Here is a 24,914-nt window from a genome sequence, read left to right on the forward strand (position 1 = left end):
CGCTCGGGCGCTAGCGGGTGACCGAGAGCGACAGCACGGGCTTGGCCGGCGGCTTCGAGGCGTTCAGGATCGCCCCGACCTCGACCCGGGCGCCCTGCGAAAGGTTCGCCACGCCCCACTCGATGCCCGAGCAGGCAACTCGAGCACTCGCGGTGCCGGGCTTCGTGACGCGGCAGGCCATGCCCCAGGCGCTGTCCGCTCCCGTCGCGCCGGGGGAGGCCCAGGAGGCGGTCCAGGCCTTCACCTTCGCGCTCGAGGACGCGGTGAGGGCGAGGGCGACCTGGTACTTGCCGGGCCACGCGCTCGACACCGTGAGCGTCGCCGAGACGCCGTTGGACGAGGCGCTCGACGACTGCCCGACCGTCGGCGGCGGGGTGTTCCCCGGCTGCGACGGCTGCGGCGACGGCTGCGGAGGCAGCGGCGCCGGTGCCGGTGCGGGAGCGGCCGGGTAGGCGACCTTCTTCGGCGTCAGAATCGGCTTCAGCGCGGCGAGCTTGTCCTTGTCGCGGGTGACCCAGTCGTCCTTGAGCAGACCGCCCGTGTCGCCGCTGTTCGGGTTGAACGACCAGTACGCCCAGCCGAGACCGCGGTCCTTGATGTAGCCGACGAGCTTCGCGAGCCACTTCTTGTCGGACGACGTCTGCAGTTTGGTGCCGAACTCCCCGATCAGGACGGGGGCGATCTTCTTCGACGCGATGTAGCCCCAGTTGCTCTCCCACACGCCGGGGAGGTTGGCGGGGTAGTTGGCGTTGTGGAACCACGGCTGGTCCGAGATCGACGAGGGGTACTCGTGAGGGGAATACACGACCCGGTTCTTCACCTTCAGGGTGACCGGCTTCTTCGCGACGCCGCGGAGGTTCCCGCCCCACCACGTGGCGCTGCCGTCGGGACCGTTCTGGACGCCCTCGACGATGACGAGCAGATGCGGGTTCACATCGAGCACGGCGTTGCCAGCACGGACGGCGGCCGCCTGCCAGTCGCGCGAGCGGTCACCGCACCCCCAGCACGCCGCGCCCCGGGGCTCGTTGTGCAGGTCGACGCCGATCACGGTGGAGTTGTTCCGGTACCGCTGCGCGAGCATCTTCCAGTCGGAGATCCACCGCTTCTCGGAGTACTGCGGGGTGTACCAGAGCTCGGACTGCGCATCGGTCCCCGGGCGGTGACGGTCGAGGATGACCCGGATGCCGTAGGCACGCGCCGTCGCGATGACGGCATCCATGATCTTCAGCGGCGAGGCCGTCGCGAGCGTCGGATTCAGTGCCTGGTTCACCGAGTTGGCCGTCTTGCGGGTGAGGCACTCGTTGGCGAAGGGCAGCCGGATCGTGTTGAAGCCCATCCCCGCGATCTGCGCCATGCCCTGCTTCAGCGAGATCGACCAAAGTCCGTGCGGCGCGCAGGTGTCGGTCTCCATGCCGAACCAGGACGTCGCCTTGACGGTGAAGGTCGCACCCGTGGCGGCGACCTGGATCTTCGCGCCGTTCGTGCGCAGCCACTGGGCGGTCGCCGCGTCGGCGGGCGCCGCGGGCACGGTGAGGGATGCCGTCAGCACCACTGCGGCAAGGACCGCCAGGACACGTCGCAGCATCGAAAACCTCTGGTGAGAGCGGCTGAACGGCCGCGGGTGGACATCGATGCTCAGCGTACGGTACGCGCGCCCGCGACGCTGGCCCGCCTCCGCACGCGGGGGCACCCGCCGGGGCGGACTAGAGTTGCGGCAATGTCCCCCGATGAGACGCCGACGACCATCGACTCGCTGTACCGCGAGATCCCCCGTGCCGAATGGGCGCGCATGGCCGCCGGCATGGAGCAGCCCCTCACCGAGACCGAGGTCGTGCAGCTGCGCGGCATCGGCGACCGCCTCGACATCACCGAGGTGCGGGAGGTCTACCTTCCCCTCAGTCGGTTGCTGTCCCTGTACGCCTCAGCCACCAAGCGACTCGGCGCCGACACCGCCGGCTTCGTCGGTGAGGAGGATGCGACGACACCGTTCATCGTCGCCGTGGCCGGCTCCGTCGCCGTCGGGAAATCCACGGCGGCCCGTCTGCTGCGTGAACTGATGAGCCGGTGGCCCGGCACGCCCCGTGTCGAACTCGTCACGACCGACGGGTTCCTCTACCCCAACGCCGAACTCGAACGGCGGGGGATCATGGACCGCAAGGGGTTCCCCGAGTCCTATGACCGTCGCGCGCTCGTGGAGTTCCTCGTCGCCGTGAAGTCGGGCGAGCCCGAGGTTCGGGCGCCCTACTACTCGCACATGCGGTACGACATCATCCCCGATGCGCAGGTGACGGTCCGCCGCCCCGACGTGATCATCGTCGAGGGCCTGAACGTGCTCGCGTCGGCTCCGAACCCGCACGACATCGCCGTCAGCGAGCTGTTCGACTTCTCGATCTACGTCGACGCCGACGTGACGCACATCGAGCAGTGGTACGTCGAGCGGTTCCTCGCCCTCCGCGAAGCCGCCTTCTCGAACCCGAACTCGTTCTTCAAGGTCTTCGCCGACATCTCCGACGACGAGGCCGTCTCGCTCGCCCTCGGGTTCTGGAACGACATCAACCTGCCGAACCTGCGCGAGAACGTCGAGCCCACCCGGCACCGCGCGAAGCTGGTGCTCCAGAAGGGCGCGAACCACACGGTCGAGACGGTCCGACTCCGCAAGCTCTGACCGCGCCCGGCCGGTGGCTCAGCGGCGTCTGACCCGCTGCCACACGGCGAGACCCAGCATCCCGACACTGGCGCCGGTCACGTTCGCGACGATGTCGAGCACGCTCGGCACCCGGGCCTGCAGGACGAGCGCCTGCGTGCACTCGATCGTCACCGTCGCCACGAGGGCGATCGGCAGCACGAGTTCCTTCGCGCCGCGGAGGATGAGCGGCAGCAGCACCCCGAACGGGACGAACAGGGCCACGTTCGCCGCGAACTCCACCCGGGGGCGCGTGATCGCCGGCAGTCGGCGCGACAGTGCGTCGATCACGGGAGCCACGCCGGCGTCGACGGGCGTCGGCCAGAACGCGATGACCGCCAGCGCCAGCAGGTACCCGGCCAGCACGAGCACCGGGGCGGTGGTCGACGCCCGCCGGTGCTTGGGCGGCAGCGGCGGCTTAAGCGGAATCTGCGGCGGCGGGACGGCGTCGGGCATCGGTCCTCCTCACGGGACAGGACGCGACGCTGCGGTGGTCGACGAGTCTACGGCGCGAGCGGATGCCGCATCATCGCCGAGTCAGGAGGGGTAGTACCCGAAGACCTGCGTGTAGAAGGGGAGGCCCTTCGACGAGCACGCCACACCGATCCCGATGCGGTTGTACGACCCGAGGATGTTCGCGCGGTGTCCGGCGGATTTCATCCACGCGGGCGTGACCTTCGACGGCGCGTACCCGAAGGCGACGTTCTCGCCCGCCCTCGTCCAGCCCGACGGGATCTGCGACGAGTACTTCGGGTTGTGGCTCATCCTGTTGGCGGCGGCCTGCTTGCCCGACCAGGTGACGGCGACCTTCGACATGGCGGAACTCAGAGTCAGCGCCTTCTTGCCGCCTGCCTTCCGTGCGGCGTTCACGTCGGTGAGGATGCGCTTCTGCACGGCGGCCTGGGTCGTCCCGGTGCACGAGGTCGACACCGCCGCCGAGGCGGCTCCGGCGGGCACGACGGCGAACCCGAGAGCGAGGGCGGCCGTGAGGGCGAGCGCCGACCGTCGTCGGACGCGGGGGGATGCGGGCATGGGGGACTCCATCGTGTTGGGGGGCACGACCGTGCGGGGGACACGGTGCCTCATGGGTACCAAAGGATGCCGCGCCCGCCAAGTCCTTGCACCCGGCGACGCGCCCGGTGCGGCGCCGCGCGGCGGAGTCCCAGTCGCCCGCGCCTAGCATGGAGCCCATGTGTGGAATCGTCGGATACGTGGGGCCTCGTGACAGTCAGGCCATCCTCCTCTCGGGTCTTGCCCGCCTCGAGTACCGCGGTTACGACTCCGCCGGCATCGCCGTGATCGACGCGGACGGCGACCTCGAGATGCGCAAGCGCGCCGGCAAGCTCCAGGTGCTGCGCGACGACCTCAGCGCCCACCCGATGGTGGACGGGACGACCGGCATCGGTCACACCCGCTGGGCCACGCACGGCGGACCGACCGACGTCAACGCGCACCCGCACCTCGCCGACGACGGCAAGCTCGCCGTGATCCACAACGGCATCATCGAGAACTTCGCCGAGCTGAAGGACGAGCTCCTCGCGGAGGGCTATACCTTCGTGAGCGAGACCGACACCGAGGTGGCCGCCGTCCTGCTCGGGCGCGAGTTCGCGGCATCCCACGACCTCGTCGCCGCCTTCCGCGCTGTCGTCGCCCGCCTCGAGGGCGCATTCACGCTGCTCGCGATGCACCAGGACCAGCCCGGCCTCGTCGTCGGCGCTCGCCGCAACTCGCCGCTCGTGATCGGGCTCGGCGAGGGCGAGAACTTCCTCGGCTCCGACGTCGCCGCCTTCGTCGAGCACACCCGCAACGCGCTGGCCATCGGTCAGGACCAGATCGTCGCGATCACGCCCCAGGGCGTCGAGGTCACCGACTTCGCCGGTGGCGCCGTCGAGGTCGAACCGTTCGAGGTCGTGTGGGATGCCTCCGCCGCCGAGAAGGGCGGCTGGTCCTCGTTCATGGCCAAGGAGGTCTCGGAGGAGCCCGAGGCCGTCGCCAACACGCTGCGCGGGCGCCTCCACGACGGCGCCGTCGTCATCCCCGAGCTCGACGGGCTCGACGACCTGTTCGCCGGCATCCACCGTGTGATCGTCATCGCCTGCGGCACGGCCGCGTACGCGGGCATGGTCGGCAAGTACGCGCTCGAGCAGTGGACGCGCGTCCCCGTCGACGTCGAGCTCGCCCACGAGTTCCGCTACCGAGACCCGGTGATCGGCCCCGACACCCTCGTCGTCTCGATCTCGCAGTCGGGCGAGACGATGGACACGCTCATGGCCGTCAAGTACGCCCGCGAGCAGGGCGCCAGGACGCTGTCGATCTGCAACACCCAGGGGGCGACGATCCCGCGCGAGTCCGATGCGATCGTCTACACCCACGCCGGCCCCGAGGTCGCCGTCGCCTCGACGAAGGCGTTCGTCGCCCAGATCACGGCGCTGTACCTGCTGGCCCTCCACATCGGTCGCGTGCGCGGCTCGCTCTCGGCGGACGTCTCCCGTGACGCGGTCGCCCAGCTCGAGGCGATTCCCGCCGGCATCTCGCGTGTCCTCGAGACCGAGCAGGAGCACATCGAGCAGTTCGCCCGCTGGATGGGCGACACCCAGTCGGTGCTGTTCCTGGGTCGTCACGTCGGCTACCCGATCGCCCTCGAAGGTGCGCTCAAGCTCAAGGAACTTGCCTACATCCACGCCGAGGGCTTCGCTGCCGGCGAGCTCAAGCACGGCCCCATCGCGCTCATCGAGCCCGGCCAGGCGGTCTTCGTTATCGTCCCGTCGCCCCGCGCCTCGAGTGAGCTGCACAAGAAGGTCGTGTCGAACATCCAGGAGATCCGCGCCCGCGGTGCCCGCGTCATCGCCGTCGCCGAAGAGGGGGATGCCGCCGTCCTCCCGTTCGCCGACGAGGTGCTGCGCATCCCGCTCGCGGGTCCGCTGTTCGAGCCGCTGCTGGCGGTCGTGCCGCTGCACATCTTCGCGATGGGCCTCGCCACGGCGAAGGGTCTCGACGTGGATCAGCCCCGCAACCTCGCGAAGTCCGTCACCGTCGAGTGAGTCAGGCCGGGTCCTGGCCTCTGCCGGGACCCTGGCCTCTGCCGGGACCGAACGACGCGCCGCGCGCCTCGTCGACCCACGCGCGCAGCTGCCACGGCGCGAAACGGAACAGCCGGGCCACGTCGGCCTCGGCATGGCCAGCTTCGAGGACGGCGGCGACGGCGAAGTCCTTCATGGACGAGAACTCCCGTCTCTCCAGCGGACCGGTGCGCAGGTCGCGGAAGCTGCGCAGCACCGGGGGCTGACCAGGAGCGACCGGACGTCCCGTCCGCTCGGGTGAGGCCGCCGGGGCGCCCTCGTAGGGCGCCGAGATCACGTAGCCCGGGGCCGGTGCGCGCGGCGCCGGCGGTTCGGGGGCCGGCGGTTGCTGCGCGGTAGGGGCGTAGGGCGCGTACGGCCACGGTTCGGGGGCCGGCGGTGGTGCCGAGGCCCGCGCGGCCGGTTCCGGTTCCCTGATCTCGGGTTCCCTGGTCTCGGGTTCCCAGGGCGCGGGCATCTCGAGAGGTCGATATCCGGGTGGTGCTTCGGCCAGGAGGTGGGCTTCGGGCCAGAGCAGCGACGCGTCCTCGGGTGCCACCCGGTCGTCCGGGGTGTATCTGGGCGCGGGTGCGGGAGAGGGCTGGACGGATCCGCCCTCCGGAAGCCCTTCTGCGGAGGTGCTCACTGTGACGTCCTCTTCGGGTGAGGTGATGTCAGAACTCGGAAGTCGCGACGCGGCTGTCCGCCCACGATATCCATCCCGCCCCTGCCCGTCGAGCGTGATTCCGGTGCGGCGTCGATGGTTCCGGGAGCCTGCGCGACACAGGCGCGATAAGCGGCGGACACACCGATCTGGTACACAGAGCGAGGCGCCTTCCATCCGGCGCTTCGACGAGGGGGACTCTTCATGCGACTGTCTGTCATCGGATGCGGTTATCTGGGCGCCGTTCACGCGGCCGCCATGGCATCGATCGGCCACGAGGTCGTCGGCATCGACATCGACGAGCGGAAGATCGCCACTCTCGCTGCCGGCGAGGCGCCGTTCTTCGAGCCCGGACTGTCCGAGATCCTCGCGGACGGGATCGCCTCGGGGCGACTGACGTTCACGACCGACTTCGCCGCCGCCGCCGGTGCTGCCGTCCACTTCGTCGGTGTCGGCACCCCGCAGGTCAAGGGCGGGTACGCCGCTGACCTCACCTACGTGAACGCAGCCGTCGACTCGCTCCTGCCCCACCTCTCCGAGGGGGACATCGTCGCCGGGAAATCGACCGTGCCGGTGGGCACGGCGGCATCCCTCGCCCCTCGCATCACCGACACCGGCGCGACCCTCGTCTGGAACCCGGAGTTCCTGCGCGAGGGGTTCGCGGTGCAGGACACGGTCGACCCCGACCGCCTCGTGGCCGGAGTGCCGGCGGGGCCCGACGGCGAGCGGGCGACCGGCATCCTGCGCGAGGTGTATCACCCGTCGGTCGCGAAGGGCACGCCCTTCATCGTGACGGACTACGCCACCGCCGAACTCGTCAAGGTGTCGGCGAACGCCTTCCTCGCCACGAAGATCAGCTTCATCAACGCGATGGCCGAGATCGCCGAGGTCGCCGGCGCCGACGTCACGATGCTCGCCGACGCCATCGGGCACGACGCGCGCATCGGCCGCCGCTTCCTGGGCGCCGGCATCGGTTTCGGCGGCGGATGCCTCCCCAAGGACATCCGCGCGTTCTCCGCTCGTGCCGAAGAGCTCGGCCGCGGTGAATCGGTCGCGTTCCTGCGCGAGGTCGACGACATCAACATGCGCCGCCGCGAGCGCGCCGTCGAACTCGTCGTCCAGGGCCTCGGCGGCAGCGTCCACGGCAAGAAGGTCACCGTCCTCGGCGCCGCGTTCAAGCCCTACTCCGACGACACCCGTGATTCGCCGGGTCTCGACGTCGCCGTCCGTCTGCACGGCCTGGGCGCGGTCGTCTCGCTCACCGATCCCGAGGCGATCGCCAACGCCCGCCGTCAGCACCCGCAGCTCACCTACGTCGCCGACCGCGACGAGGCTCTCACCGGAGCCGACGCCGTGGTCCTCGTCACCGAATGGGACGAGTACCGCCGCGACCTCACGCCCGAGCACGCCGCGAGCCTCGCCGCAGGGCGCGTCGTCGTGGATGGTCGGAACGCCTTCGACCCGGCCGCCTGGCGCGCCGCCGGATGGACCTACTACGGAATGGGTCGCCCCTGACAGGCGGTCCGGTCGCGGGCGGGTGGCGTCACTGGCCGGTCGCGACGACCGATCCGGCAGCGATCAGCAGCAGCATCGTCACGTTGTAGACGAGGTGCACGAGCACGGCACCCCAGATGCGTCCCGTCAAGACGACGAGAGTCGCGCACACGAGGCCGACCGCGCCCACCGAGATGGACTCGCTGAGCGGAAGCGACCCGTCGACGACGTGGATGAGGATGAAGCTCGCCGTCGAGACCAGGACCGCGGCGATCGCCGCTGACGCGCGGCCGACGGGGCGGCGCAGCAGCGAATAGACCGCGACGAGGATGACGGTGCGGAAGAAGAACTCCTCCACGACGGGCCCGACGAGCCCCGCCGGGACCGCATCGGTCCACAGCCAGTACGGCGTGAGCGTCGCGCGGGGGAACGGCTGCGACGCGGCATCCGTCACCCAGCCGTCGAGGACGCGCAGTGCGAGACCGAGCGTGAGGGCGTAGACGAGGTCGGCCGGTCGGAACCGCAGCAGCCCGGCCGGACGTCCCCAGCGGAACGCGATAACGACCGGCGCGACCATCCCGACCCATAGGATCGCGGTCGACGCCAGCGGCGCCCACGGGGAGCGCCACAGCAGGGTGACGAGCGATCCCGCGAAGATGGCGGCGCCGAGACTGACGAGCGCGACGATCAGCAGCCCGCCGTTCCACGTGCGGACGGCCGTTCCCCCCAGCCGCCAGTCGGTGCGGCGGCGCCGGCCGCGGCGGCGGTGCGGCTTCCCACCCGAGTCCGCTTCGAGCGCGGGATCGGGCGCCTCGGCGTCCGCGAGGGGGGACGGGTCGCCGTCGCTAAGCTGATCCTGCACGGGCCTACCGTATCGGGTGCCCGTCCGCGTCCCGTCGCGGGACCCCGTTCCGCCACGCAGAGGGCGCGGGATGAGCCGCGGCATCCGTCTCGAAGGGCTCCGCGTGATCCAGATCCTCACCGTCTGCACGGGCAACATCTGCCGGTCGCCGCTCGCCGCTCTCGTCCTGCAGCACCGCCTCGGGGATCTCGGCGTCGCCGCGACGAGCGCCGGTGTGCGCGCCCGACAGGGCGATCGGATGCCGCGCGATGCCGTCGAGCTCGCCGTCGCCCACGGGGTGCCCACCGAGCAGATCGCGGGGCACGGATCGCGCTACCTCACCGAGGCGCTGCTGCGCGAGCCCGACCTCGTCCTCGCGATGGACCGCGACCACCGCCGCGCGATCGTCGAGCTCGCCCCGGCGAAGCTCCGCGTCGCGTTCACGATCCGTGAGTTCGAGCGCCTCGCCGCCGCGACATCCGACGACGCGATCAGGGCCGGCGCAACCGGCGACGACCCTCGCGACCGGCTGCGCGGCGCGCTCGCCGTCCTCGGCGGGCAGCGGGGTCTCGTCCTCCCGCCCGTCGACCCGACCGACGACGACGTCGTCGACCCGTACGGCCGCTCCCGCGAGACGTACGCCCGCTCGGACGCGCAGCTCTCGCCCGGCCTCGACGCCGTCGAACGCGTCGTGCGGCTCGCCGTCGGCTGAGCTGCGCCCGATATCCTGATCTGATGCCGTAGCGCGCGGCGACAGGAGGCGGGATGATCATCGGAATCGGTGTCGACCTCGTCGACATCCCGCGGTTCGAGCGCTCGATCGAGCGCACGCCGAAGCTCATGACGCGGCTGTTCACGGCATCCGAGCAGACCCTCAAGCCCCACTCGCTCGCGGCTCGCTATGCCGCGAAGGAGGCGCTCATCAAGGCGCTCGGCGGATCCGAGGGCGTGCACTGGACCGACATCGAGGTGGCCTCCGAGCCCTCGGGCCGCCCCGTCTTCGCCCTGTCCGGCGAGACCGCAGCCACGGTCGCGAGCCGCGGAATCGCCACCGTCCACCTGTCGCTCTCGCACGACGCGGGACTCGCGACGGCGTACGTGATCGCGGAGTCCGGCGCATGACCAGGATGCCCGTCCCTCACCGGATGCCGGAGGGCGTCGCCCGCGAAGCGGTGATCGACGTCGGCGCGATCGAACACAACGTCCGCCACCTTGCAGGGCTCACCGAGTCCGAGGTCATCGCCGTGGTCAAGGCCGACGGGTACGGTCACGGCGCGGAGCGCTCCGGTCGTGCGGCGCTGGCCGGGGGAGCGGCGCGTCTCGCGGTCGCCGACATCCCCGAGGCTCTCCAGTTGCGGGATGCCGGGATCGACGCGCCCGTGCTCGCGTGGCTGCACGCGCCGGGCACCGATTTCGCCGCCGCCGCCGCCGCGCACATCGAGCTCGGCGTCTCGAGTCTCGAGCAGCTCCGCGCCGCCGCGCGCGCCGGGTCGACCGATCGTCCGGTGACCGTGCAGCTCAAGGTCGAGACGGGCCTCGGCCGCAACGGCATCGCCCCCGCCGACTACGGCGCAGTCTTCGCCGAAGCGGCGGAATACGAGCGTCAGGGCGTCATCCAGGTGCTCGGCATCTTCAGCCACCTCTCCAACACGTCGTCCGACGACGACCGCACGGCGCTCTCGCGCTTCACCGTCGCCCAGGCCGCCGCCGAGTCCGCCGGTCTCCGGCCGCGGCTGCGCCACATCGCCGCCTCGCACGCCGCCATCGGCCTGCCCGAAGCGCGGCTGGGCTGCGTCCGCCTGGGGGTCGCGATCTACGGGCTGTCACCGTTCGAGGACCGGTCGTCGGCCGACCTCGGTCTCCGCCCCGCCATGACCCTCCGCGCGTCCGTCGCCGCCGTCCGCCGGGTGCCCGCGGGCCAGGGCGTCTCGTACGGCTACCTTCACCGCACCGAGCGCGAGTCGACGCTCGCGCTCATCTCGATCGGTTACGCCGACGGCGTGCCGCGCGCGGCATCCGGCGCGGGTCCCGTCTCGATCGGTGGACGCTCGTTCCCCGTCGCCGGCCGGATCGCGATGGACCAGTTCGTCGTCGACGCGGGCGACGAGCCCGTGCAAGTGGGCGACGAGGCCGTGCTCTTCGGCGACCCGGCCACGGGCGTGCCGTCCGCGACCGACTGGGCCGACGCGGCGAGCACCATCAACTACGAGATCGTCACGCGCATCGGCCCGCGCGTCCCGCGACGGGAGGTACGGTCGTGACCGGCATCGAGCAGTTCGAGGGGCGTCGCGAGATCGCCTCGCCGGACGACATGGAGGCCCTCGGCCGCGAGCTCGGCGCCGTCCTGACCGCCGGCGACCTGATCGTGCTGACCGGTCCGCTCGGGGCGGGCAAGACGACCCTCACCCGCGGGATCGGTGCGGGTCTCGGCATCCGCGGTCCCGTGCAGAGCCCCACGTTCGTCATCGCGCGCACGCACCCGTCCGAGGTCGGCGGCCCGCCGCTCGTGCACGTCGACGCCTACCGGCTCGGTTCGCCCGCCGAGCTCGACGACCTCGGCCTCGACCCCGACAACGCCGTCACGATCGTCGAGTGGGGGCGCGACATGGTCGACGGGCTCGTCGACACATGGTGGGAGCTCGAGATCGAACGCGGGTGGAGCGGCACCGGCGTCGACAACGCCTGCGGCACCACCGGCCATTACGCCGCCGAGCTCGAGGACGCCGCTCCGCGCATCGTGACAGTCACGCGCCGCCCCTGACGCCGCTCGGCCGCCGCCCGCCCGGATACCCTTGACCCTGTGATCCTCGGCATCGACACCTCCCTCGGCACGGCCGTCGCCGTGATCGACGACGACGGTGCGGTGCGAGCGGATGCCGCCAGTGCCGACGCGCTCGGTCACGCTGAGATCATCGGCACGCTGCTCGAGACGGCGATGACCGATGCCGCGCACGGCCCCATCGGTGCGACGGGTGCTCCCGAGGCCGTCGCCCTGACCCACGTCGCCGCGGGCATGGGCCCGGGCCCGTTCACGGGGCTTCGGGTCGGGATCGCGGCGGCGCGCGCGTTCGCCCTGGGACGCGGCATCCCGGTCGTCCCGGTGCGGAGCCACGATGCCGCCGCCCTCGCCGTGCTGCTCGCCGACCCGTTCGCCGACGTCCCCCGCTTCGCGGTCGTCACCGACGCGCGCCGCAAGGAGTTCGCGTTCACGGTCTACGACGGCATCGACGACGACGGACTGCCGATGCGCGTCACAGAGGCGACGCTCGTGAAGCGCGACGACATCGACGCGGCCCTCGCCGAACACAGCGCCGAGCGCCGCGACACGACGGTCATCCCGGGCGCCATGGTCGCCCTCGTCGCGGCGCGCGCCGTCGCCGCCGGCCGCGTCGAGGACCTCGGCGAGCCGCTGTACCTGCGCGCCCCCGACGTCACCATGCCCGGCCCGCGGAAGAAGGTCGGCCAGTGACCCTCCGCACCGCCACCGGCGACGACCTCGACGACATCATGCGTCTCGAGCGCGCCTCGTTCCCGACCGACGCCTGGAGCGATGCGCTCATGGCCGGCGAGCTCGCCTCGCCCCATGGTCGCTACGTCGTCGACATCGAGGCCGGTCGCCTCGTCGGCTACGGCGGTGTGCGGGCCGTGCAGGGCGCAGCGGATGCCGACATCCAGACCATCGCGATCGCCGCCGACGCGCGGGGTCACGGCCGTGGGCGCGCGCTGCTGCGCGAGCTGCTGACGACCGCCCGCAGCCGCGGCGCGCGGGAGATGTTCCTCGAGGTGCGGGCCGACAACTCCGGCGCCACGGCGCTGTACCTGTCGGAGGGCTTCGTCGAGGTCGGCCGCCGCCCCCGGTACTACCAGCCCGACGATGTCGACGCGGTCGTCATGCAGCTGAACCTCGTCGCCTGGGAGGCACGGACCACGGCTGCGCCGACGGCCGAGAAGGGCTGGTGCTGACATGACGCGCGAACCCCTCGTCCTGGGTATCGAGACGAGCTGCGACGAGACCGGCATCGGCATCGTCCGCGGCCGCACCCTGCTGTCCAACACGATCGCGAGTTCGATGGACGAGCATGCCCGCTACGGCGGCGTCGTCCCCGAGGTCGCCGCCCGCGCCCACCTCGAGGCCCTGCAGCCCGCCATCGAGGCGGCGCTCGCCGAGGCGCAGGTGACCCTCGCCGACATCGACGCGGTCGCCGTCACGAGCGGTCCCGGTCTCGCCGGTGCGCTCATGGTCGGCGTCGGCGCGGCGAAGGCCCTCGCCGTCAGCCTCGGCAGGCCGCTCTATGCCGTGAACCACCTCGTCGGCCACATCGCCGCCGACATCCTGACCGGCGACGAGGTCGAGTATCCGACCGTCGCCCTGCTCGTCAGCGGCGGACACACGTCGCTCCTGCTCGTCCGCGACCTCGTCTCGGACGTCGAGCTCCTCGGCGAGACGATGGACGACGCCGCCGGCGAGGCCTTCGACAAGATCGCCCGCATCCTCGGTCTGCCCTACCCCGGCGGACCCGAGATCGATCGCGCAGCGTCCACCGGGGACCCGAACGCCATCCGGTTCCCGCGCGGCATGTCCCGGGCCTCCGACATGGCCGAGCACCGATACGACTTCTCGTTCTCGGGGCTCAAGACCGCCGTCGCGCGCTGGGTCGAACAGCACGAGGCGACGGGGCAACCGGTGTCGGTGCCCGACGTCGCGGCATCCTTCCGCGAAGCGGTCGTCGACGTCCTCGTCACGAAGGCCCTCGACGCCTGCGCCCGCCACGGCGTGCCGCGCCTCCTGCTCGGCGGTGGCGTCATCGCGAACAAGCGTCTGCGCGACGTCGCCCTCGAGCGCGCCGAGGCCGCCGGGGTCGCCGTCCGCATCCCGCCTCTCTCGCTCTGCACCGACAACGGCGCGATGATCGCCGCTCTCGCCTCGGAGCTGATCATGAGCGGCCGCCCGGCCTCGACCCTCGCCTTCGGCGCCGACTCCACGCTGCCGGTCACGACGATCCAGGTGGCGACGTCCTCATGACCGACGAGCGGATGCCGCCCCCCGCCTCCCCGTCACGAGGCCCCGTCTCTTCAGCTCAGGGTCCGGTCGTCGAGCCGCCGTCCGTCGACGTCGCGTCCGCGCCGACCGATTCCGCGCTCCCGGGGGCGCACCGCGGCGGGTTCCGGCGCGAGCTGACCCAGCCGCTCCCCGTCGCGCCGCCCCTCGCCGTGCACCCGGACCCCGACGAGGAAGCCTCGCCCGACGTGCGGTGGATCCCGCCGACGCCGGTGCTGCCGCGGAGCGCGGGCTGGTCGCTGCTGTTCGGCGCGCTCGGTCTCGTCCTCGCGTGCTTCGTCGGCTGGGGCTTCCCGGTCGGGATGATCGGCGTCGTCCTCGCGATCCTCGCCCTCCGCCGGCCGTGGGAGAAGCGCGAGGCCGCCTACTGGGGTCTCGGGCTCAGCATCGCGTCGCTGCTGTACAGCGCCGGGTGGCTGTGGTGGGCCGGAACGCAGGGCGCCCTGGTCGGCTGAGTCAGACCCGGTCGGCCAGTATCGCGACCCGCTTCGCGTCCCGCCCCTCGCCCATCCGCGTGAGGATGAGGGTGGCGGATGCCGCGCCCCGCAGCGTGAGCTTGCGCCGGAACTGAGCCGGGTCGACGTCGACGCCGCGCTTCTTGATCTCGAGCGTGCCGATGTCGGCCTTCCGAAGCGCCGCATCGATCGCGCCGGTCTTGAGAGGGAGGGTCTCGCGCACCCGGAACGATTGGACGAACGGGTTCGTGAGCGGGGTGTCGGAGGTGAGGTACGCGATGCCGCCGCCGAGCATGCCGGCGTCGAGGCTCCGTGCGACCTCGCCGATGAGGCGCGCGCGGATGACGGCGCCCTCGGGCTCGTGGACGAACGCACCGAGGTCGCGGACGGGCTCGTCGTCGGTGTCGCCGGGCGCGGTGAGCTCTGCGGCGCTGCCGCCGCGCAGCACGAGCGCCGACCGGCGGACGCCCTCGCGGCGCAGCGATCCCGACCAGAGCACGAGCTCGACCGTCGAGCCGTCGACGCTGATCCACTGCGCTTCGACGTCGTCGGGGATGAGGTCGCGGTCGAGTCCGGGACCGAGCTTGATGCCCACAGGCATCCGTCCTGCGAGGTCGAAGGCCCAGTCCAGCGACGGCGACCAGTCCTCGGGCGCCGTGCGCGAGGTCTCGGAATGGCCGGCGGTGCGCCGGGCCGGGTCGAGCCAGACCGCATCCCACCCGTCGACGTCGGTCTCCTCGGCACGGCCGTGCCGCACGGTGACCGATTCGCCGAAGGGGGCGAGGTTGTACGCCGCGAGCGCGGCCGTCGTCTCGTCCGCGTCGACCGCGAGCACGTCCAGACCGATGCCCGCGAGCCCCAGCGCGTCGCCCCCGATGCCGCAGCCGAGGTCCGCGACGCGGTGCGCACCGGCATCCCGGAACCGCCCCGCGTGACGCGCGGCCACTTCGAGCCGCGTGGCCTGCTCGAGACCCGCCCGGGTGAACAGCATGCGGTCCGCGAACGGGCCGAACTTCGCCGCGGCGCGCACCCGCAGGTGGGCCTGGCCGACGACGGCCGAGACGAGATCGGGGGAGTGGCCGGCTGCGCGCAGACGCGAGACGGCGGCGGCGACCTCGGTGGTGGATGCCAGGGGTCCGACCTCGTCGACCATGCGCAATCCCTGGGCGGTCAGGAGGGCGGTGAGCTCGGCCTGTTCCATCCGGCCAGCCTAGGCCGTGCGGCATCCGGACCTCGGTTGGCACTCGCGTTGCATGAGTGCCAACCGCGCCCTAGACTTTCGTTAGCACTCTCGACAAGCGAGTGCTGATGAGTCTTGAAGCAGGACCCCACCAGCAAGAAAGAGGTAGACCGTGTCGGTTTCCATCAAGCCGCTCGAAGACCGCATCGTCATCAAGCAGGTCGAGGCCGAGCAGACCACCGCAAGTGGCCTGGTCATCCCCGACACCGCCAAGGAGAAGCCCCAGGAGGGCGAGGTCGTGGCCGTGGGCCCCGGCCGCATCGACGACAACGGCAACCGCGTTCCGCTCGACGTCGCCGTCGGCGACCGCGTCCTGTACAGCAAGTACGGCGGCACCGAGGTCAAGTTCGGCGCCGACGAGTTCCTCGTGCTCTCGGCTCGCGACGTCCTCGCGGTCGTCGTCCGCTGACACGCAGCACCTTCGACAGGGCCCGGATGCTTCGGCATCCGGGCCCTGTGCTTTCACCGTGCCGATGGCAGGATCCGCGCGAACGTCGGCAGTCGCCGTGACGCACAAGCTGTCATGACCGTCGTAGGCTCGTACTCATGACACCCGAGGAGACCGCCCGCGAGAAGTCCCTCGGGGGGATCTTCGTCTTCTCGGCGTACATGCTCTGGGGTTTCCTCCCGCTGTACTTCGTCAGCCTTGCGCCAACGACGCCGTGGGAGGTCGTCGGCTGGCGCATCGTGTTGAGCCTCGTCTTCTGCGTCGCGCTGATCGCGGTCACCCGCGGCTGGGGGCGGATGCGCGTCATCCTCCGCGATCGTCGGCTCCTGCTCTGGACCCTCGTCGCCGGTCTCCTGATCTACGTCAACTGGCAGGTCTTCCTCATCGGCACCCTGACGGGTCACGTCGTCGAGACGAGCCTCGGCTACTTCATCAACCCGATCGCCACCGTGCTCCTCGGCGTGATCGTGCTGAAGGAGCGTTTGCGCCCCGCCCAGTGGACCGCCGTCGGCATCGCCGCCGCGGCTGTCGTCGTCATCATCGTGGCGGTCGGCAACGTGCCGTGGATCGCCCTGACCCTCGCCGCGAGCTTCGCGACCTACGGGCTGGTGAAGAAGCGCATCGGACCGTCGGTCGATGCCGTCAGCGGCCTCACGCTCGAGTCCTTCTGGCTCGTGCCGATCGCCGTCATCCAGCTCGTCGCGGTCGGAGTGACGTCGGGGCTCACGATGGGGCGCGAGGGCACCGGCCACACGATCCTGCTCCTCCTGGCCGGAGCCATCACGGCGATCCCGCTCCTCTTCTTCTCCGCCGGAGCCCGACGCACGTCGCTGACCGTGGTCGGCATCCTGCAGTTCATCGCGCCGATCATGCAGTTCCTCACGGGCGTGCTCATCCTGCACGAACCCATGCCGTTCGAGCGATGGATCGGATTCGGGCTCGTCTGGGTGGCGATCGCGGTGTTCGCCGTCGACTCGCTCCTGGCCTCGCGTCGCCAGCGCACGCGCGCCGTGACAGCCGTTCCCGACCCTGTCTGAAACGCATCGGATGCCGCTTTCCCGACCGTTATGGGAGCGTGCCCACCTCGTTACACATCGTTAACGAACGGCAACACTCGCGAGACGACCTCCCCGCTAGGTTGATCACACCGGGCCGGACCCGATCCGACTCGTGTCACCACAGCAAGGAGCACAATGAGCGTTCTCACCCGATCGCGCACGGCAAAGGTCATGGGCGCATTCGCCCTGATCGGCGCGAGCGCACTGGTCCTGGCCGGTTGTTCCGGCTCACCCGCACCCGCCGGCTCGAGCGCCGCCGCCCCTGCTGCTGAAGCAGACTTCCCGGTGGACTGCGACAAGGCAGCGCCCGCGTCCTACACGCCGGAGTACGCGTCCACCTCCAAGGGTCCGGCGAAGGACCTCACGTACACGATCGGCACGGCCCTGCCCGTCACCGGCAACCTCGCCTTCCTCGGCCCGCCCGAGATCGCCGGCACCGAGTTCGCCGCCGACGAGGTCAACAAGGCCGACAAGGGCGTCACGATCAACCTCGAGCAGGGTGACTCGGGTGACACCGACAACAAGGCGTACGAGACCGAGATCCCGCGTCTGCTGAACGCCGGCGCCACCGCGATCGTCGGCGCCGCCTCGTCCGGCACGTCGCTGCAGTTCATCGACCAGGTCATCGCCGCCGACGCGATCCAGTTCTCGCCCGCCAACACCTCGGCCGCCTTCACGGGTTACAAGGACAAGGGTCTCTACTGGCGTACCGCCCCCTCCGACGTGCTGCAGGGCCAGGTGCTCGGCAACCTCATCGCCGGTGACGGCGCTGAGACGGTCGGCATGATCATCCTCAACGACTCGTACGGCACCGGTCTCGCGTGCTTCGCGAAGGCCGCGTTCGAAGATGCCGGCGGCTCCGTCGTCTCGGCCGCCCTGTACAACACGGGCGACACGAACTTCTCGTCGCAGGTCGAGACGGTCCTCGCGGCCGACCCCGACGCGATCGCGCTGATCACGTTCGAAGAGGTCAAGACGATCATCCCCGAGCTGGTGGCCGCCGACTTCCCGAAGGACAAGATGTACTTCGTGGACGGCAACCTCGCCAACTTCGGTGACGAGTTCGACGCCGGCACCCTGACAGGCGCCAAGGGCACGTACCCGGCCGTCGACCCGACCAGCACCGCGACCTTCCGCGAGGACCTCAACTCGTACTGGACCGGTACCGGCAAGTCCGAGCTGAAGGACTTCACGTACGGTCCTGAGTCGTACGACGCGGTCATCCTGCTCGCTCTGGCCGCCCTCGAAGCCGGATCGGCCGAAGGCCCCGACGTCGCCGCGCACCTGCAGCAGGTCTCCGGTGGCACCGGAGACGGCAAGAAGTGCACGAGCTACGCCGAGTGCGCCGACATCATCAACGCCGGTGAGGTAGCCGACTACGACGGTGTCTCCGGTCCGATCACCTTCGACAAGGTGGGCGACCCCCAGGGCGCCACGATCGGCATCTTCCAGTACGGCGAGGACAACAACTACTCGTTCCTCAACCTCGGCTGATCTGATCCGCCGCTGACGTACTCGAGCGGCCCCGGTCTTCGGACCGGGGCCGCTCTCTCGTGCGCGCGGCGATCATACGAGATCGGCGCCGGTGCATCCGCGTCGTCCGGGCGAACGACGATGCCCCCGGCCTGCAGGCCGGGGGCATGGTGCGTCGCTGTGCGGAGCGGTCAGGTCCCGAGCGTGCCCAGGTACAGGCCGATGACCTTAGGGTCGTTCAGGAGCTCGCGCCCGCTGCCCGTGTAGGCGTCTCGCCCCTGGTCGAGGACGTAGCCGCGGTCGCAGATCTGCAGGCAACGACGTGCGTTCTGCTCGACCATGATCGTAGTGACGCCGGCCTTGTTGATCTCCGAGACCCGCAGGAACGCCTCGTCCTGACGCGACGGCGACAGTCCGGCCGACGGCTCGTCGAGCAGCAGGACGTAGGGGTCCATCATGAGGGCTCGACCCATGGCGACCATCTGTCGCTCGCCGCCGGAGAGCGACCCCGCACGCTGCTGCAGACGCTTGGAGAGGTCGGGGAAGATCGACGTCACGAAGTCGATCCGTTCCGCGACGACCTTCGGGCGCTGGTAGGCGCCCATCTGCAGGTTCTCGGCGATCGACAGGCTGGGGAAGACGTTGTTGGTCTGCGGCACGAACCCGACGCCCTTGGAGACGAGCTTGTTCGCGCGCAGGCCGGTGATGTCCTCGCCGTTGAGCGTGACCGCTCCGGCGCGGATCTTCACCTGTCCGAAGATCGCCTTCAGCATGGTCGACTTACCGGCGCCGTTGGGTCCGATGATGCCGATGAGTTCGCCCTTCGCGGCGGTCAGGTTCGCGCCGTTCAGGATGTTGACGCCCGGAAGGTATCCGGCATGGACGTCCCGGAGTTCGACGACGTTCTCGGTCGCCGCGGTCGAGGTGCCGCCGACGGGGGATGCTGCGGTGTCGCTCACTTGTCGTCCTCCGTCCGGTCCGCAGCGTGTGCGGGCGTGCCTGGCGCCGAGGAATCTTCCGCCGCGTGGGTCGTGGCATCCGCCTCGACAGCCTCCTGCAGCTCGTGCTGGGCCTCGAGGAGCTCTTCCGCCTCGGGGGTGAGCTCACCGGCGTAACGGCCCGTCACGACGCCCAGGTCGACATCCTGATGCGCACCGAGGTACGCGTCGATGACGGCCTGCTCCTTCATGACGGTGTCGGGCGGACCTTCGGCGACGACCTTGCCCTCGGCCATGACGATGACCCAGTCGGCGATGTGGCGGACCATGTGCATGTCGTGCTCGACGAAGAGCACGGTCATGCCGAGGTCCTTCAGGTCGAGGATGTGGTCGAGCAGTGACTGCGTCAGTGCGGGGTTCACACCGGCCATCGGCTCGTCCAGCATGACGAGGGTCGGGTCGCTCATCAGCGCGCGGGCCATCTCGAGGAGCTTCCGCTGGCCGCCCGACAGCGACGCGGCGAAGTCCTTCTCCTTGGCGTCGAGCTTGAACCGCGCGAGCAGGCCACGCGCCTTCTCCTCGATCTCGTTCTCCTGCTTGCGCCACAGGAAGGGGAGGATGCCGCGCCAGATGCTCTCGCCGCCCTGGCCGGGCGCGCCGAGCTTCATGTTCTCGAGCACGGTCAGGAGCCCCAGGGACTTCGTCAGCTGGAAGGTCCGGACCTGGCCCATGCGAGCCGCCTTGAAGGCGGGGATCCCGGCGAGGTTGGTCCCGTCGAAAGACCACTGACCCTGGTTCGGCTTGTCGAAACCGGTCAGGAGGTTGAACAGCGTGGTCTTGCCGGCGCCGTTCGGTCCGATGAGGGCGGTGATGGCGTTCCGGGGGATCTCGACGTGGTCGACGTCCACGGCGGTGAGTCCGCCGAAGATGCGCTTCACGCCGTCGGCGACGATGATCGGATCGACCTTCTCCACGCCCGGACGGATCTCGCCCTTGTGGAGGCCGGTCGCCTTGGGACGCGGTGCGGGGGGGGCGACGTCAGCGGACAAAGGTCAGCTCCTTCTTGCTTCCGAGGATTCCCTGTGGCCGGAAGATCACCAGGACCATGAGGGCGACACCCACGAGGACGAACACCAGCATCTGGCTCTGCTCGGAGGTCAGGAACGGCAGGACGCCGATCTTGGACAGCGCGGGCAGGAGATTCGAGAGGAACGCGCGGACGACCCAGAACAGCACCGCGCCGAGCACCGGGCCGAAGATCGTGGCGGCGCCGCCGAGCAGCAGCGCGGTCCACACGTAGAACGTCTGGGACGTCACGTAGACGTTCGGGTTGACGTTCGTGCCGAGGGCGGTCACGATGCCGCCCGCGGCGATAATGACGCCGCCGACGATGAGCGCCTGCATCTTGAACGCGAAGACGTTCTTGCCGAGCGAGCGGACGGCGTCCTCGTCTTCACGGATGCCGCGGATGACGCGGCCCCACGGGCTCCGCATCAACAGCCAGACCAACGTCACGACGATCGCGATCGTGATGATGCCGATGATGATCACCCACCACTGGTCCGACTGGTACGTCCACGGACCGAAGCCGTAGCGTCCCGGGGGCAGCAGGTTGCTGGCGCGGAAGTCGGCCTGGAAACCGACCAGGCCGTCGGCCGATCCCGTCGTCTCGCGGAAGGTAGCCGTCAGGAACAGCAGGCGCACCACCTCCGCCGCGGCGATCGTGACGATGGCCAGATAGTCACCGCGGAGGCGCAGCGTCGGGATGCCCATGACGATCGAGAAGAGGACTGCCCCGACGAGGCCGACGAGAGCCGCGACGGGCCACGGCAGGCCGAAGGTGAGCGTCGAAATGGCGAAGCCATAGGCGCCGATCGCCATGAAGCCGGCGACACCCATGTTGAGCAGCCCGGCGAAACCGAAGTGCACCGAGAGACCGATGGCCGCGAGGACGAAGCCGAGTGTGACCGGCGACAGGATCTGAGCCGCCGTGTTGTTGAGGATCTGCAGGAAGTCCATGAGCCGTTATCCGATTCGCTCTCGGCGTCCGAGGAGACCCTGCGGACGGAACAGGAGGATGACGATCAGCACGACGAGCGCGCCGACGTACTTCAGGTCGGAGGGGATCCAGAGCGTCGAGACCTCGACGAGCAGACCCACGATGATCGAGCCGACGAGCGCGCCGAACGCGGTGCCGAGACCGCCCAGCGTGATCGCGGCGAAGACCAGCAGCAGGATGCTGGTGCCCATGTCCCACTTGATGCCGGGACGGAAGTAGGCCCAGAGCACACCCGAGAGTCCGGCCAGCGCGGCCGCCATCACCCACACGATGCGGACGACGGCGTCGACATCGATGCCGCTCGCCGCGGCGAGCGACGGGTTGTCGGATACGGCACGGGTCGCCCGTCCGATGCGGGTCCTCATGAGCCAGAAGGCGAACGCGATGATAACGACGACCGAGACGGCCATGCTGACGACGTCGGTGACCGACAGACTGATGGGCCCGAGGCCGGGGATGTTGGCCGTCGCTCTGCCCGGCAGGTTGACCGTGCCACCGCCGATGAACATCTGGAAGATGTAGCGGAGCGCGAGCGAGAGGCCGATCGAGACGATCATGAGCTGCACGGTGCCGATGCCCTTGCGGCGCAGCGGCCGCCACAGTCCGGCATCCATTCCGTAGCCGAAGAGCGCCGAGGCGACGACCGCGAGGGGGATCGCGACCCAGATCGGGATGTTGACCGCGACGGAGAAGAAGAGCGCGGCGAGTGCGCCGAACGTGACCATCTCGCCGTGCGCGAAGTTCGAGAGTCCCGTGGTGCCGAACACCAGCGAGGCGCCGATCGCCGCCAGGGCGAGCATCAGTCCGAAGTTGAGGCCGTTGACCGCTCGGGACAGGAATTGGTCGAGGAACGAGGTCGTCGTCCGCTCCGCTGCACCGAGGGTGAAGTTACGGGTGACGTTGCTCGTGGGGCCGAACGTCACCTCCTGCGTGAACGCGAACCCTTCCGGAGCGGCCACCCCGCTCGGAAGCGAGTCCTTCACGAGTTCGACCGTGTAGGGGACGTCTTTCGTCGGGACCGGCACGCGCCAGGAACCGTTGGCCGCCGTCTTCGCCTCGCCGGTGTACTCGCCGCCCGTCACGACGACCGTCGCGCCTTCGACGGGGTCGCCGGCGACACGGACGTTGCCCTGCACCGCGAACGGGAAGGTCTCCGGGCTCTTCGTGTCGGCGGCGGCGGGATTCGCCAGCCCGAACAGCAGAGCGCCGGAGAAGACTCCGGCGATAAGGGCTACGAGTGCGCGTCGCCATCGATCGTGGGCGCGCACAGAGCGGGTGGTCGTCACCGACACCTCCTGGTTGAAGCATGGCCAGCGCGCAGAGGTACGGGTGCCCCCGGCGCCACACGACCGTATCCAGCGATTGTTGCGGGTGTGTTTCCCTGCCGCAACCATCGACACTCCGTCGTTTCGCGCGACCTCGCGTGCTCCTTATATCAAGGGCGACGCACGCGGGGAATGAATCGAGGCTCGTGCGCCTTAGAATTCAGACAAGCCGATCGACGCAGGAGAGCACATGGAGCACAACGACCCGTTCGGATTCGTGGGACTGACGTACGACGACGTCCTCCTGCTGCCCGGCCACACGGACGTCATCCCGTCCGAGGCCGACACCTCCTCCCGGGTCACGCGGCGCATCACCGTCGCGACTCCGCTCCTGTCCGCCGCGATGGACACCGTCACCGAGGCCCGCCTCGCGATCGCCATCGCACGCGAGGGCGGTATCGGCATCATCCATCGCAACCTCTCCATCGCCGATCAGGCCAAGATGGTCGATCGCGTCAAGCGCAGCGAGTCGGGGATGATCACCGACCCGATCACGACGACTCCCGACGCGACCATCGAAGAGGTCGACACCCTGTGCGGTCAGTACCGCATCTCGGGACTCCCGGTCATCGACGACGACGGCAAGCTCGTCGGCATCGTCACGAACCGCGACATGCGTTTCGTCTCGGGCTTCGAGCGTCAGACCACCAAGGTGCGCGACGTCATGACCGTCGAGGGTCTCGTCACGGGGCACGTGGGAATCGGGGCCAACGAGGTGATCGCCCTCTTCGCGCATCATCGCGTCGAGAAGCTCCCGCTCATCGACGACGACGGCAAGCTCGCCGGCCTCATCACCATCAAGGACTTCGACAAGAGCGAGAAGTATCCGCTCGCCACCAAGGACGACCAGGGACGACTCCGTGTGGGAGCCGCGATCGGCTTCTTCGGGGACGCGTGGGAGCGCGCAGAGGCGCTGCGGGATGCCGGGGTCGACGTCATCGTGGTCGACACGGCCAACGGTCAGTCGGCCGGTGTCATCGACATGGTGAAGCGCATCAAGGCGGACGAGTCGTTCGCGCACATCGACGTGATCGGAGGGAACGTCGCCACCCGCGAGGGTGCGCAGGCTCTCATCGACGCGGGAGTGGATGCCGTCAAGGTCGGCGTCGGACCGGGGTCCATCTGCACGACCCGCGTCGTCGCCGGCGTGGGCGTCCCGCAGGTCACCGCGATCTACGAGGCATCCCTCGCCGCGCGGGAAGCCGGCGTCCCGATCATTGCGGACGGCGGACTCCAGTACTCCGGTGACATCGCGAAGGCGCTCGTCGCCGGCGCCGACACCGTCATGCTCGGCTCTCTCCTCGCCGGCACGGATGAGTCGCCGGGTGAAGTGGTGTTCCAGGGCGGCAAGCAGTTCAAGCTGTATCGGGGGATGGGATCCCTCGGTGCGCTCCAGACGCGCGGCAAGAAGACCTCGTACTCGAAGGACCGCTACTTCCAGGCGGACGTCCCGAGTGACGACAAGCTCATCCCCGAAGGCATCGAGGGACAGGTCGCGTATCGCGGACCGGTCTCCGCCGTCGCCTATCAGCTGGTCGGGGGATTGCGGCAGTCGATGTTCTACGTCGGCGCCCGCACCGTGGAGGAGCTCAAGGCCCGGGGCAAATTCGTTCGGATCACCTCGGCGGGCCTCAAGGAGTCCCACCCGCACGACGTGCAGATCGTCGTCGAAGCGCCGAATTACAAGCGCTGACAGGGATCCGGGGGCTCGACACGCCCGGGATGCGAGGCAGATTTGCCGAGTCCCCGATCCCCGCGTAACTTATTACTTGTTCGCCCCACAGGGAAGAGCGAGAGGCTGAAGAGCCCGCCGCCCCCTCAAGCTGGCGGACCACCCCCTCCAAGAAGAAACTGTCGCTCTGCGATTGGGTCTGACCTCAGGTCTAGGACGGGTCATCGGGACGTGCTCTCTGCCGTCATCCGAACTCCACGATCTCTCGAGATCATCGGCGTGTCGGGTTTGACGGTTTCAGAGCCTCGTCCTAAGGTAGAGAAGTTGCCTCACTACGAAGCCCTGCGGGGTGGTGTGGGAGCATCCGATCCTTGAGAACTCAACAGCGTGCACTTGTCAAATGCCAAATAACCTCGACTTCAGCTTCGGCTGAGGTGAGATTCCTT

General features: G+C 69.8%; 25 protein-coding genes. 15 read left to right on the forward strand and 10 right to left on the reverse strand.

Annotated features, from left to right (window positions below; all coding sequences use genetic code 11):
- Positions 1–10: 10 nt before the first annotated feature.
- Positions 11–1,585: a cellulase family glycosylhydrolase gene (locus tag Q9S78_RS14145; protein WP_311870831.1), complete on the reverse strand. Its 1,575-nt coding sequence runs from the start codon at positions 1,583–1,585 to the stop codon at positions 11–13.
- Positions 1,586–1,717: 132 nt separating this feature from the next.
- On the opposite strand from Q9S78_RS14145, the gene coaA reads away from it, so the two are divergent.
- Positions 1,718–2,665: a type I pantothenate kinase gene (coaA, locus tag Q9S78_RS14150; protein WP_018187275.1), complete on the forward strand. Its 948-nt coding sequence runs from the start codon at positions 1,718–1,720 to the stop codon at positions 2,663–2,665.
- A gap of 18 nt (positions 2,666–2,683) precedes the next feature.
- Here the strand turns inward: coaA and Q9S78_RS14155 are convergent, their stop codons facing one another.
- A complete protein-coding gene (locus tag Q9S78_RS14155; protein WP_311870833.1) occupies positions 2,684–3,139 on the reverse strand; it encodes a VanZ family protein in 456 nt (151 codons plus the stop codon).
- Between the two features lie 81 nt (positions 3,140–3,220).
- Positions 3,221–3,715 (reverse strand): CAP domain-containing protein, encoded by a 495-nt coding sequence (locus Q9S78_RS14160; RefSeq protein WP_020098683.1) that lies wholly within the window; start codon positions 3,713–3,715, stop codon positions 3,221–3,223.
- Positions 3,716–3,873: 158 nt separating this feature from the next.
- Here Q9S78_RS14160 and glmS point away from each other — a divergent pair, with 158 nt between their 5' ends.
- On the forward strand, positions 3,874–5,724 hold the full coding sequence (glmS, locus tag Q9S78_RS14165) for a glutamine--fructose-6-phosphate transaminase (isomerizing) (RefSeq protein ID WP_028497542.1): 1,851 nt from the start codon (positions 3,874–3,876) through the stop codon (positions 5,722–5,724).
- Between the two features lies 1 nt (position 5,725).
- Here glmS and Q9S78_RS14170 read toward each other — a convergent pair whose 3' ends face one another.
- Positions 5,726–6,388 (reverse strand): hypothetical protein, encoded by a 663-nt coding sequence (locus tag Q9S78_RS14170; protein ID WP_311870838.1) that lies wholly within the window; start codon positions 6,386–6,388, stop codon positions 5,726–5,728.
- 222 nt (positions 6,389–6,610) lie between these two features.
- Between Q9S78_RS14170 and Q9S78_RS14175 the strand changes: the two genes are divergently transcribed.
- Complete coding sequence (locus Q9S78_RS14175) at positions 6,611–7,921, forward strand: UDP-glucose dehydrogenase family protein (protein WP_311870840.1); 1,311 nt, start codon at positions 6,611–6,613, stop codon at positions 7,919–7,921.
- 28 nt (positions 7,922–7,949) lie between these two features.
- Here Q9S78_RS14175 and Q9S78_RS14180 read toward each other — a convergent pair whose 3' ends face one another.
- Positions 7,950–8,762, reverse strand: coding sequence for a CPBP family intramembrane glutamic endopeptidase (locus Q9S78_RS14180; protein ID WP_311870842.1), 813 nt, complete (start codon positions 8,760–8,762; stop codon positions 7,950–7,952).
- 70 nt (positions 8,763–8,832) lie between these two features.
- Between Q9S78_RS14180 and Q9S78_RS14185 the strand changes: the two genes are divergently transcribed.
- From Q9S78_RS14185 to Q9S78_RS14220, 8 genes are read left to right on the forward strand one after another with little or no spacing between them, the layout of a single operon-like run.
- Complete coding sequence (locus tag Q9S78_RS14185; protein WP_311870844.1) at positions 8,833–9,453, forward strand: arsenate reductase/protein-tyrosine-phosphatase family protein; 621 nt, start codon at positions 8,833–8,835, stop codon at positions 9,451–9,453.
- 53 nt (positions 9,454–9,506) lie between these two features.
- Positions 9,507–9,863, forward strand: coding sequence for a holo-ACP synthase (locus tag Q9S78_RS14190; protein ID WP_018187267.1), 357 nt, complete (start codon positions 9,507–9,509; stop codon positions 9,861–9,863).
- A 23-nt stretch (positions 9,864–9,886) separates the two neighbouring features.
- The gene (gene alr / locus Q9S78_RS14195; protein ID WP_018187266.1) at positions 9,887–11,002 is read left to right on the forward strand and encodes an alanine racemase; all 1,116 of its coding nucleotides are present in this window, start codon (positions 9,887–9,889) and stop codon (positions 11,000–11,002) included.
- Positions 10,999–11,502: a tRNA (adenosine(37)-N6)-threonylcarbamoyltransferase complex ATPase subunit type 1 TsaE gene (gene tsaE, locus Q9S78_RS14200; protein WP_018187265.1), complete on the forward strand. Its 504-nt coding sequence runs from the start codon at positions 10,999–11,001 to the stop codon at positions 11,500–11,502. Before alr ends, tsaE begins: the two co-directional genes overlap by 4 nt.
- Before the next feature lie 39 nt (positions 11,503–11,541).
- Positions 11,542–12,210 (forward strand): tRNA (adenosine(37)-N6)-threonylcarbamoyltransferase complex dimerization subunit type 1 TsaB, encoded by a 669-nt coding sequence (gene tsaB / locus Q9S78_RS14205; protein ID WP_311859636.1) that lies wholly within the window; start codon positions 11,542–11,544, stop codon positions 12,208–12,210.
- A complete protein-coding gene (gene rimI / locus Q9S78_RS14210; RefSeq protein WP_311870846.1) occupies positions 12,207–12,704 on the forward strand; it encodes a ribosomal protein S18-alanine N-acetyltransferase in 498 nt (165 codons plus the stop codon). The genes tsaB and rimI overlap by 4 nt, the downstream gene beginning before the upstream one ends.
- 1 nt (position 12,705) lies before the next feature.
- Positions 12,706–13,764 (forward strand): tRNA (adenosine(37)-N6)-threonylcarbamoyltransferase complex transferase subunit TsaD, encoded by a 1,059-nt coding sequence (gene tsaD / locus Q9S78_RS14215; RefSeq protein WP_018187262.1) that lies wholly within the window; start codon positions 12,706–12,708, stop codon positions 13,762–13,764.
- Complete coding sequence (locus Q9S78_RS14220; protein WP_311870848.1) at positions 13,761–14,255, forward strand: hypothetical protein; 495 nt, start codon at positions 13,761–13,763, stop codon at positions 14,253–14,255. Before tsaD ends, Q9S78_RS14220 begins: the two co-directional genes overlap by 4 nt.
- 1 nt (position 14,256) lies before the next feature.
- Here the strand turns inward: Q9S78_RS14220 and Q9S78_RS14225 are convergent, their stop codons facing one another.
- Positions 14,257–15,456 (reverse strand): THUMP-like domain-containing protein, encoded by a 1,200-nt coding sequence (locus tag Q9S78_RS14225; RefSeq protein ID WP_311870850.1) that lies wholly within the window; start codon positions 15,454–15,456, stop codon positions 14,257–14,259.
- Between the two features lie 151 nt (positions 15,457–15,607).
- On the opposite strand from Q9S78_RS14225, the gene groES reads away from it, so the two are divergent.
- The 3 genes from groES (at position 15,608) to Q9S78_RS14240 (ending at position 18,495) form a co-directional block, all read left to right on the forward strand.
- Positions 15,608–15,904 (forward strand): co-chaperone GroES, encoded by a 297-nt coding sequence (groES, locus tag Q9S78_RS14230; RefSeq protein ID WP_017203655.1) that lies wholly within the window; start codon positions 15,608–15,610, stop codon positions 15,902–15,904.
- Positions 15,905–16,041: 137 nt separating this feature from the next.
- Positions 16,042–16,980, forward strand: coding sequence for an EamA family transporter RarD (gene rarD, locus Q9S78_RS14235; RefSeq protein ID WP_311870852.1), 939 nt, complete (start codon positions 16,042–16,044; stop codon positions 16,978–16,980).
- Positions 16,981–17,136: 156 nt separating this feature from the next.
- Positions 17,137–18,495, forward strand: coding sequence for an ABC transporter substrate-binding protein (locus Q9S78_RS14240; protein WP_020098690.1), 1,359 nt, complete (start codon positions 17,137–17,139; stop codon positions 18,493–18,495).
- A 170-nt stretch (positions 18,496–18,665) separates the two neighbouring features.
- On the opposite strand, the gene Q9S78_RS14245 is transcribed toward Q9S78_RS14240, so the two are convergent.
- Genes Q9S78_RS14245 through Q9S78_RS14260 form a run of 4 tightly spaced genes read right to left on the reverse strand, consistent with a single transcriptional unit; the run spans position 18,666 to position 22,757 of the window.
- Positions 18,666–19,433 carry an ABC transporter ATP-binding protein gene (locus tag Q9S78_RS14245; RefSeq protein ID WP_311870854.1) on the reverse strand — a complete coding sequence of 256 codons (768 nt, stop codon included), beginning with the start codon at positions 19,431–19,433 and terminating at the stop codon, positions 18,666–18,668.
- On the reverse strand, positions 19,430–20,461 hold the full coding sequence (locus Q9S78_RS14250) for an ABC transporter ATP-binding protein (RefSeq protein WP_311870856.1): 1,032 nt from the start codon (positions 20,459–20,461) through the stop codon (positions 19,430–19,432). The genes Q9S78_RS14245 and Q9S78_RS14250 overlap by 4 nt, the downstream gene beginning before the upstream one ends.
- The gene (locus Q9S78_RS14255; protein ID WP_018187255.1) at positions 20,451–21,431 is read right to left on the reverse strand and encodes a branched-chain amino acid ABC transporter permease; all 981 of its coding nucleotides are present in this window, start codon (positions 21,429–21,431) and stop codon (positions 20,451–20,453) included. Before Q9S78_RS14255 ends, Q9S78_RS14250 begins: the two co-directional genes overlap by 11 nt.
- Positions 21,432–21,437: 6 nt before the next feature.
- Entirely contained in the window at positions 21,438–22,757 is a 1,320-nt protein-coding gene (locus Q9S78_RS14260; protein ID WP_311859621.1) for a branched-chain amino acid ABC transporter permease, read from the reverse strand.
- A gap of 229 nt (positions 22,758–22,986) precedes the next feature.
- Here Q9S78_RS14260 and guaB point away from each other — a divergent pair, with 229 nt between their 5' ends.
- Positions 22,987–24,489, forward strand: coding sequence for an IMP dehydrogenase (gene guaB / locus Q9S78_RS14265; protein ID WP_018187253.1), 1,503 nt, complete (start codon positions 22,987–22,989; stop codon positions 24,487–24,489).
- Positions 24,490–24,914: the final 425 nt, after the last annotated feature.

It is taken from the genome of Microbacterium aquilitoris, from assembly GCF_031932285.1.
Lineage (GTDB): Bacteria > Actinomycetota > Actinomycetes > Actinomycetales > Microbacteriaceae > Microbacterium > Microbacterium aquilitoris.